Source organism: Lactobacillus kefiranofaciens (assembly GCF_900103655.1).
GTDB lineage: Bacteria > Bacillota > Bacilli > Lactobacillales > Lactobacillaceae > Lactobacillus > Lactobacillus kefiranofaciens.
Genome location: NZ_FMXC01000057.1, coordinates 1 through 7,312, shown reverse-complemented (window position 1 = coordinate 7,312; position 7,312 = coordinate 1). Strand labels below are relative to the sequence as shown.

Genomic DNA, 7,312 nt, shown 5'->3' with positions numbered 1-7,312 from the left:
CTAGTTTTTTATAACTATCCGAAACAGATCAGAAGTTCAATCTATTCAACTAACATGATTGAATCCTTTAATAATGTTGTTAAGCGCAAAGCCAAACCTAAAGCAGAGTTTCCAAATGAACAGTCGTTTGATACTTTTATTGGCATCCAAGCAATGAGCTACAATGATCGCTATTTCAAGCGAATTCATAAAGGCTTTGGTCAAGTACAAGACACTCTAGAATCCTATTTTGAATAAATAATTAATTAAAAAAATCAATCTACGAGAAAGATTTATTTACACAAAAGATTTGACAGTTTCGTAAATTATTTTGAACAGAATTTTATGGATAAAAATTGTTCCATAAACACTGTATGTAATAATTTAAATATTTCTCGAAGTTATTTATATACATTGTTTATTAAAAAAATTAATCTTTCCCCACGATCTTTTTTAAAGCAATTAAGAATAAATGAAGCAAAGAAAAAATTATGTAATACAGAGGCTTCTATTGGACAAATTGCTAAAGAAGTAGGATTTTTAAATCAATTTAATTTCACACGTTCTTTTAAAAATAGTTTAGAGTTAAGTCCTAAAAATTATCGTAAAATATATAAAAATAAATAAGTGACTAGGAAAAATTAGAAATTAAAAAATCCTACTAAATCTCGGTGTTGCCAAACCTTAATCTAATAGGATTTTGTTTTTGAGTAGAAGTCTAGAACCTGTTAAAAATAGATTTTTTCAAATGTTTATCTCAACACAATATCAGTTGGCTTAATATCCTTACCAAAGTAAGGCGCTAATTCTTTTTGATAATCCTGTACAAAGAAGCCTTCCTTCGTTAGTTTAGTAATCTCATGATTTGTCCATTTAAGCAGTGAACGATTGCCCTTCTTTACGGCTGGGGCCACATACTGATGAGGTCCAATACTCTTAATGCCAACTACATACTTAGGATTTTTCTTAACCCAAGCATAAAGGTAAGAATTGTCATCAGCTAAAGCTGCACCACGACCATTCTTCAATGCATTGAATTGCTGCGTCTTAGAATCAAACTTTAATAAATTAACTCCAGATTGCTTTGCAAAATAGTTTTCGGCAGTTGTTCCCTTGGTAACGATTAACTTCTTGCCCTTCAATTCTTGCGCACTGTTAATTGGAGCATTTTTAGGTGAAATTACTCCAACTGATACTTTCATATATGGTTTTGCAAAATCAACTACATCTTTACGTTCAGGAGTTACTGTAAAGTTAGCTAAAACGATATCCGCTTTATTTGAATTTAAAGTATCTACACGATTGTTGGCATTGACTTGTATAAAACGAATTTTAACGTTTAAATCTTTGGCAATTCTGCGAGCCAAGTAAACATCATAGCCTACTCTCTTGCCTTGATCATTTACCCAGCCATATGGTGGTAAATCACCAAAAACTGCAACTCTGATATAACCACGACGTTTGATTTCTGAGACGCCATTCTCATTGCTCCAACGGCTGCCAGCAGTACCGCTGTTTAAGTTAGGTTGTGTAAAACCAAAATAAGCGGCACTTACCACGACTATTAGAGCAACAATACCCATAATAATGTTAAAAATATTTTTCTTTTTCATTGGCTTTATCCTTAATAATCCATGCTGTCTAAGAATTCTTTAGTTCTTTGCGTCTGAGGATGATCAAAGAAGTCTTTTCCTGGAGTATCTTCTAAAATATGTCCATTTTCTAAGAAAAGTACTTCGTCCGCAATTCTAGAAGCAAAGTTCATTTGGTGGGTAACAATAATCATCGTCATATGGTCACGTTTAGAAAGGCGTTCAACGATTTCTTCAATACCGCGTACCATTTCTGGGTCAAGGGATGCAGTGATTTCATCCAAAAGCATTACTTCCGGCTTCATTGCTAATGCACGAACGATGGCTACTCGCTGCTTTTGACCGCCTGATAATTCTCTAGGATAAGCATTTAGATATTGATCTAATCGCACTTGTTTTAGCAGTTTAATTGCTTCTTCTTTAACCTCGTTTTCATTTCGTTTTTGTACTTTCACTGGGGCAAGCAAAACATTTTCTATCACAGTAAGATTTGGAAAAAGATCATAGCTTTGAAAAACCATACCGATTTTTTGTCGCAGCATTTGCCATTCTTTTGGACTAGGATTAATTTTCTTTCCATGGAAATAGATAGCTCCATTTTTATAATCCTCTAACCCATTCAAAGTTCTAAGCAAAGTACTTTTACCAGAACCTGATGGTCCAAGTAATGTTAATACCTCACCTTTTTTCAACGAAAAATTGATGTCATGTAAAACTTGACGGTCGTCATAAAACTTATCTAAATGCTCAACTTTTAAAATTTCTTCTGTCATTGTGCTCACCTATTTGCTTTCCTTAGTTAATTTCTTAGCCCAAGCTGATAATGGATAGTCGAGGACAAAATATAAGATAAATATCAGTCCATAAACCCAGAAAACACCAGTTGGATATTGCTGATTATTTGCTTCGATAATTTGCTGGCCAACGTTAATTACTTCCATAATGCTGATGACAAGTAAAAGTGAAGTGGTTTTAATTACTCTAGTTGCTAAGTTGATTGTTGCAGGAAGCTCTAACTTAACTGCTTGTGGCAATAATACATATCTAAATAATTGGATTTTGCTTAAGCCTAATGCCAGTCCCGATTCACGCTGGCTCTTAGGTACTGATTCGATTGCTCCGCGAACAATATCGCTGAATTCTGCTGCTATCCATAGTGAAAATGCCAAAACTGTCATCCAAGTTGCTGGCCAGTTAACATGAAAAGTTCGTGGCAAAATATAATAGACCAAGTAAAGTAAAACGATTGTAGGTACTATTCTGAAGAATTCTAGATAAATTCGTAAAACAAATCGAATGATTTTATTAGGCAAAGTTCTAAGAATACCAAAAATAGTTCCAATAGCTAAACCAATTATTAAGGAAATAGCTGCAATCCAAATGGAAGTCCAAAGACCTGCCATTAAACGAGCAAAATTGCTCCCTTCAAATAAAACGTTAATTCCCGAATGCACCATAACGAACTCTCCTTTCAAGCCAAGTTAATAAAAGAATTACTGGGATCAAGATAATTGCATAAGCAATAACCAACATCAGTAAGTATTCATTGGAACGGTAGTACATGCCGATTAAATCTAAAGCTGTATTGGTTAATTCAGGGATTGCAATTACTGAAAAAATGGATGTTTCTTTAATTAAAAAGATAATATTAGCTGTTAAAGCAGGCAAGCTTAATGCAAAGCCTTGTGGGAAAACAACATAGCGCGCTAATTGAAAACGGCTCATTCCTAATGCTTTTCCGCTGTTAATTTGGCTAGTAGAGATACCATTGAAACCACCAGTAAATCCCTCAGCCATGTATGCTCCACCTAGGAAAATTAAACCGATAATACCGCAAACTTCAGCGGACATTTTTATTCCGATAACAGGAAAAGCGTAGTACAAGAAAAATAATTGAATTAAAAGTGGCGTATTTCGTGCTAGTTCAACATATGCTGTCATGATCTGACTAATTACCGGTATTTTAAAATATTGTGTTAAGCTAGCGATTATTCCAACAATAATCGAACCTATTATCCCGATTAGCGATAACCAGATCGTGAGTCCAAATGCATGGGCAAATAATGGCAACGCTTGTTGTATGATTGACCAATTCATAAGATCTTACCTCCCAAAGACCAAACAAAAAAGGATCCACGAACCAATTCAGTTCGTAGATCCTTAAATAGCTAAATTAAAAAATCAAGTTAACTATAGATTATATCGAAGTACGTCATGCTGAATTAGCGTATGCAAAAAAGTATTGTCTTTTGGACAACATACACAGTTTTGACATACAGCTTGTAAATTCAACATGTTAGTACTCCTTTCTTACCTTTAGTAACTCTTGTTGACTATTAGTGTAAACTCATGCTTACTTATTGTCAATTGATTTTTATAAATTGAGCATAAAAATCGATTATGAAATATTTGAAAAATGCTTGACTTGGAGTTAACTCCAAGTAGTATCTTAAATTCAAGAGGTGAATCAAATGACTGATCTAACTATTACAGATGTTAGTGAAAAATACCACTTAAAACCAGATACCCTTCGCTATTACGAACGGATTGGCTTAATCCCTGCTGTTCCTCGTAAAAAGAATGGCAATCGTTACTATAACGAAGGATTACAAAAGTGGATCGAAATGATTGTTTGTCTGCGGCATTCTGGAATTACCGTAGAAGCATTGGTCGATTACGTTAAGTTAATTGAGCAAGGTGATTCTACCCTGCAAGCTCGTGAAGATTTATTAAAAGAGCAGCTTGCTTTACTTGAAACTAAAAAGAAAAATTTGAATCGTTCAATTAAACGTTTAGAGCATAAAATTTCTCTTTATGAAAGCGGAGAAATCAAGCAAGGTAAAAGTTATTTTGAAGAATATAAGATTTTAGATGATTAGGAGCAAAAAAATGAAATATTGGACTAAAGAAGAATTAGATGTTTTAAACAAGATAACTACTGTCCAAAACCATCCTAATGATGATGAGGGCCAGATTTTTCAAGACTCCCCTATTTGGGTGGTAACCAATAATAATCACGTTTATTTAAGAGCTGGTAAAGGCAAAGAAAGCAAATGGTACAAGTCGGGTTTAAAAAACGGTGGTGCCATTGAATTTAATAATCAAACCTATCCAGTAAATTATGTAGCTGTTGAGGATGAAGATGAAATCAAAGCAGTAACAGATGCTTACGAAGCAAAGTATCATGGTCAATATCCAATTGATATGATGGTATCAGACAAATGTGCTACGGCAACGGTGCGTTTAGATTTACAGTAAGAGGCATATTATGAAATTAATCAATGCACCAATTATGCGGATCTTTCATTTAAATATTAATGCCCCAAATCGAACGGCTTTTGTAAATGAAGGCAAGCATAATATGATGACGTCAATTAAAAATGAACCAGGAACTTTATTTATGCTTGCTGGACATGATGATAAATTAGGTGAAAGTAATTATGTGATTGAGTGTTATCAAGACGAAGAGCATTATCAAATCCATGCAAATTCACCTCAATTCAAGCATTATGGTCAAGTGGCTAAAAAGATCATTACTGGTACTGAAATGATTAATTTAAAACCAGAATTGGTAAAAACTAGTACTACTATTTTTAGAGTATTTGAAGATCAAGATATAAATGCGACGTTAACTAAGATTAAGGTAAGAAAAGAAACTAATTTTGATAAGCTAACGAATAGCAATACGGAAATTATTCTGGCTGGTCAAGATAAAAAGAATACTGGTGAAGGATGGGTCTTGGGGCTCTCTCCTAGTTCAATAGCTGAGTTAAACTTAGCAGATAAAGCAGAAATCCTTGATCAAATCAAGCTAAAGGTTGATATCCTAGTCGATCAAGGAAGTTTAAGTTATGAAAGAAGCAATAATAATGACTAAAACAGAACATGAGAAACTTTTAGCTGGTGAAGAATATGACTATCGTGATCCAGAATTAAGAAAGATGATTGCGAAAGCTCATCGTTTAATGCCAGTGATTAACGATTTGTCTGATCTTGAAAAACGTCAAACTGCAATTAACGATTTATTTGGTCATGTTGGTGAAGGCTTGACTATCAATGGTAAAATCGATGTTCTTTATGGCAATCATATTAGTTTTGGTGATAATGACTTTATCAACGATAACGTTCGCTTTCAAGATTCAAACTTGATTACTTTAGGCGATCGTGTAATTATCGCTCCGGATGTTAAATTTTATTGTGGAGAGCATGCAATTGATGCCACTAAACGTTGGGGCACCTATGAAAATGGTCAAAAGTATTTAATCTCTTTTACTGAACCTATTTCTGTTGGTAACGACGTTTGGATTGGCGGTAATGTTACAATCATTGGCGGTGTTCATATTGGCAATAATGTCATCATTGGTGCCGGTGCTGTTGTAACCAAGGATGTACCAGATAACACTGTTGTTGGTGGCGTCCCTGCCAAGAAGATTAAAGATTTAAAACCGCTAAATTAGAGAGGCAAAATTATGAAAATTGATGCTTTTGCACATATTTTACCTCCCCACTTTTATCAAAAAATGCTAGAACTTGAACCAACGATCCCACAGAAATTCCCTTTCATTAGGATTAAAAGTCTTGTTGATCTTGATGAAAGATTAAATACTTGGCCAGATGACAACATGAAGCAAGTGATTTCTTTTGCTAATATCAATCCAGAAGATTTTGTTGGCCCCGACCAAGCAGCTAAATTAGCTGACAAAGGAAATAAAGAATTGGCAGAAATCGTTAAAGAGCATGCAGATAAATTTGAAGTTGGTGTGGGGATGCTAGCTATGAATAATATCCCGGCAAGCTTGCATATTTTAGATAAAGTCAAAGCTGATCCCAACTTAATGGGTGCTCAAATTTTTACCCGGCACTTAGGCAAAAGTATTGCAGATCCAGAATTTGACCCCATCTTTAAAAAAGCTGCGAAATTAAATTTGCCTTTATGGTTGCATCCCGTTTTTGATCAACGCAAACCTGATAATAATCTGGTCTTCTCTTGGGAATATGAATTGTCCCAAGCAATGTTGCAATTAGTTCAGAGCAATATTTTTAAGAAATACCCTCATTTAAAAATATTGGTTCATCATGCTGGTGCCATGGTCCCGAATTATAAAACCTAATAAAAACTAATATTCCTAATAGCTTTTATCATGTCTCACTCACCCTAGCTTTTGCTAGAGCGATTTTTTTAAGCGTTAAGCTCTGTGGGTACGGTTGAACGCGGCGCGGTTAATATTTCTATTACCCTATTAATAGGGACTGGCTTTGATCTGCCCCACATGAAGGTTCTTCGATTCTTGTTTTTCTTTAGCCTAGGAACATTCCCTAGCTCTAAGAATGGACTTAAAGTCCTTTGCGACATGTCCTCAGCTTAGCTGATAAAAGGAGAGGCATTCCGCCTTTCGCTTTGTGGCAGTCGACTTATTTAATAATTCTTCTTAACTGGCAATTCTTTGATCAAGAATTGCTTTTACTTTTTTATATGGCGTATAAAGCGTAATTTCTTTATCTGTGGCTCTTGCTAGGATATTCTTTGATGCGGCGATATTACAGTCCATTTCTCCACAATTAGGACATAAGGTCTTTTCATTGTGCTTGCCAAATCTTACGATAAAGTGCCGTCCGCAATTTGGACAATATTGGGAAGTGTAGGCTGGGTTAACGTCTTTAAAGTCAATGCCATATTGCTGGCAATAATACTCTAAACGTTCATTTAATACTCCTTTAGTCCATGATGAAAGATTGCGTCT

11 protein-coding genes and 1 pseudogene are annotated in these 7,312 nt (G+C 34.8%); 7 read left to right on the top strand and 5 right to left on the bottom strand.

Going from position 1 to position 7,312, the window contains the following annotated elements; translation table 11 throughout:
• Window positions 1–237: transposase (locus tag BLP58_RS11150; protein ID WP_143000355.1), on the top strand; the 237-nt coding region annotated here is incomplete at its 5' end.
• Window positions 238–324: 87 nt separating this feature from the next.
• Window positions 325–606: a helix-turn-helix domain-containing protein gene (locus tag BLP58_RS11145; RefSeq protein WP_074484277.1), complete on the top strand. Its 282-nt coding sequence runs from the start codon at window positions 325–327 to the stop codon at window positions 604–606.
• A gap of 125 nt (window positions 607–731) precedes the next feature.
• Here BLP58_RS11145 and BLP58_RS11140 read toward each other — a convergent pair whose 3' ends face one another.
• Genes BLP58_RS11140 through BLP58_RS11125 form a run of 4 tightly spaced genes read right to left on the bottom strand, consistent with a single transcriptional unit; the run spans window position 732 to window position 3,668 of the window.
• Complete coding sequence (locus BLP58_RS11140) at window positions 732–1,592, bottom strand: transporter substrate-binding domain-containing protein (protein ID WP_013854739.1); 861 nt, start codon at window positions 1,590–1,592, stop codon at window positions 732–734.
• Between the two features lie 11 nt (window positions 1,593–1,603).
• A complete protein-coding gene (locus BLP58_RS11135; protein WP_013854740.1) occupies window positions 1,604–2,344 on the bottom strand; it encodes an amino acid ABC transporter ATP-binding protein in 741 nt (246 codons plus the stop codon).
• A 9-nt stretch (window positions 2,345–2,353) separates the two neighbouring features.
• Entirely contained in the window at window positions 2,354–3,028 is a 675-nt protein-coding gene (locus BLP58_RS11130) for an amino acid ABC transporter permease (protein ID WP_013854741.1), read from the bottom strand.
• Window positions 3,009–3,668 carry an amino acid ABC transporter permease gene (locus BLP58_RS11125; protein WP_003615004.1) on the bottom strand — a complete coding sequence of 220 codons (660 nt, stop codon included), beginning with the start codon at window positions 3,666–3,668 and terminating at the stop codon, window positions 3,009–3,011. Before BLP58_RS11125 ends, BLP58_RS11130 begins: the two co-directional genes overlap by 20 nt.
• A 374-nt stretch (window positions 3,669–4,042) precedes the next feature.
• Here BLP58_RS11125 and BLP58_RS11120 point away from each other — a divergent pair, with 374 nt between their 5' ends.
• From BLP58_RS11120 to BLP58_RS11100, 5 genes and pseudogenes are all read left to right on the top strand, one after another.
• The gene (locus BLP58_RS11120) at window positions 4,043–4,450 is read left to right on the top strand and encodes a MerR family transcriptional regulator (protein WP_013854742.1); all 408 of its coding nucleotides are present in this window, start codon (window positions 4,043–4,045) and stop codon (window positions 4,448–4,450) included.
• Window positions 4,451–4,460: 10 nt separating this feature from the next.
• Entirely contained in the window at window positions 4,461–4,829 is a 369-nt protein-coding gene (locus tag BLP58_RS11115; RefSeq protein ID WP_013854743.1) for a DUF2255 family protein, read from the top strand.
• Between the two features lie 10 nt (window positions 4,830–4,839).
• Entirely contained in the window at window positions 4,840–5,448 is a 609-nt protein-coding gene (locus BLP58_RS11110; protein ID WP_013854744.1) for a putative quinol monooxygenase, read from the top strand.
• The gene (locus BLP58_RS11105) at window positions 5,423–6,028 is read left to right on the top strand and encodes a sugar O-acetyltransferase (protein WP_013854745.1); all 606 of its coding nucleotides are present in this window, start codon (window positions 5,423–5,425) and stop codon (window positions 6,026–6,028) included. The genes BLP58_RS11110 and BLP58_RS11105 overlap by 26 nt, the downstream gene beginning before the upstream one ends.
• 12 nt (window positions 6,029–6,040) lie before the next feature.
• Window positions 6,041–6,667, top strand: a pseudogene (locus BLP58_RS11100) (amidohydrolase family protein); the annotation flags it as partial.
• A 333-nt stretch (window positions 6,668–7,000) separates the two neighbouring features.
• On the opposite strand, the gene BLP58_RS11095 reads toward BLP58_RS11100, so the two are convergent.
• A partial coding sequence (locus BLP58_RS11095) for a zinc ribbon domain-containing protein (RefSeq protein WP_143000354.1) occupies window positions 7,001–7,312 on the bottom strand: 312 nt, incomplete at its 5' end.

Bases quoted from the DNA above. Each gene is read 5' to 3' on its own strand.
- BLP58_RS11145 (WP_074484277.1), top strand. From the start codon at position 325: ATGGATAAAAATTGTTCCATAAACACTGTATGTAATAATTTAAATATT.
- BLP58_RS11140 (WP_013854739.1), bottom strand. From the start codon at position 1,592: ATGAAAAAGAAAAATATTTTTAACATTATTATGGGTATTGTTGCTCTA.
- BLP58_RS11135 (WP_013854740.1), bottom strand. From the start codon at position 2,344: ATGACAGAAGAAATTTTAAAAGTTGAGCATTTAGATAAGTTTTATGAC.
- BLP58_RS11130 (WP_013854741.1), bottom strand. From the start codon at position 3,028: ATGGTGCATTCGGGAATTAACGTTTTATTTGAAGGGAGCAATTTTGCT.
- BLP58_RS11125 (WP_003615004.1), bottom strand. From the start codon at position 3,668: ATGAATTGGTCAATCATACAACAAGCGTTGCCATTATTTGCCCATGCA.
- BLP58_RS11120 (WP_013854742.1), top strand. From the start codon at position 4,043: ATGACTGATCTAACTATTACAGATGTTAGTGAAAAATACCACTTAAAA.
- BLP58_RS11115 (WP_013854743.1), top strand. From the start codon at position 4,461: ATGAAATATTGGACTAAAGAAGAATTAGATGTTTTAAACAAGATAACT.
- BLP58_RS11110 (WP_013854744.1), top strand. From the start codon at position 4,840: ATGAAATTAATCAATGCACCAATTATGCGGATCTTTCATTTAAATATT.
- BLP58_RS11105 (WP_013854745.1), top strand. From the start codon at position 5,423: ATGAAAGAAGCAATAATAATGACTAAAACAGAACATGAGAAACTTTTA.